The following is a 1,110-nucleotide window of genomic DNA, read 5'->3' as shown; positions in this document are numbered from 1 at the left end:
CGCATAGCACCCACCCAATCCAGTGCAGCCTTTGTGCTGGTCAAAAGCGTGACCTCATCAGCACTTCGATCAGCAACGGCTTTGCCAGCAATGGCAGCAGCAGCCGTTGCCATATTCATCTGGGTCTCAGCGCTGGCGCGGGCATAAATACGCTTGCGGCATTCTGCTTTGATGGTTGTGAGACGGGCACCTTTTTGGGCTTCATCAATGGTAGCCTGTGGCACACCAGCCGCTTTCAAGTCCGCCTCGCTCCAGGCAATATAGGTTTTGCCGTCATGTTTCAGGCTCAGGTTGTCGGTCTGCTCGTTTACATTTGGCATAATTCAGTCCTATGAAATCAGGTCAAAAGGGAGATTAGCTAAAGTCTATGGAAGTTCATCAAGGGTGATGTTCATCACATAAGAGCCTGCACGATCATTTCGGCTGATACGCTTTTTCAGACCAGCGCCAGAGGCCGTTATGTTTGAGAAGAAAACGGCAACCGGCCCAGCAGGTCCGAGTACATGACCAGCAGGAGCACCTTCCTCTTCCGTAGGGATGTGGATATTGCCGTATCTGAATGTCACCCCCTGATTGCCAGTGTTGGCAGAAGTGGCACAAGAGACGATGGCGGAATAAGTGCTTGAAGAAACTCCGACCTGATCAGTAACAACAACGGGCAGTCTGAGATCCAGATAACAAAAATTAAAGTAACTTGATCCTACCCATCTGAAACCATGTAATGCACGGCTCTCTTGGCCATCACTCGCATGGAGATAGCTTCCAAAGGTAACCCTGCGATGTACGGTTTCATCGCCGTAAACATTGATATAACAGTCTCTGGCATAAACTGCCTCGGTCATATGATAATCACTCAGAAGATGAAGATGACCTCTGCCATGGCGCGGCACCCGGTCAGCAGCCTTGCGTAGAGTTCTAAGTGGCGCATCCTGAGAGCCATCATTGCTGTTGTCACCATTCACAGCATCCACGTAGAAAGTCCGCTGAAGCTCTGGGGCGATATTCAGGATTTTTTGGATCTCAGTATTGTGCTGCGAGTAGGTTTTCTGGACGGCTTGAGTCAGAGCTGTGGTGGATTGAACCACCTCTTTCAGGCTTTGTGTCAGGCTC

General features: G+C 50.3%; 2 protein-coding genes. Both read right to left on the bottom strand.

Annotation, left to right across the window (positions count from 1 at the left end):
* Positions 1-320: hypothetical protein (locus PsAD37_RS17050; protein WP_084407909.1), on the bottom strand; the 320-nt coding region annotated here is incomplete at its 3' end.
* Positions 321-365: 45 nt separating this feature from the next.
* On the bottom strand, positions 366-1,110 hold a 745-nt coding region (locus tag PsAD37_RS17045; protein WP_063297181.1), incomplete at its 5' end, for a hypothetical protein.

Origin of the sequence: Pseudovibrio sp. Ad37 (assembly GCF_001623075.1) — a bacterium.
Lineage (GTDB): Bacteria > Pseudomonadota > Alphaproteobacteria > Rhizobiales > Stappiaceae > Pseudovibrio.
This window is presented reverse-complemented; position numbering and strand designations above follow the sequence as displayed.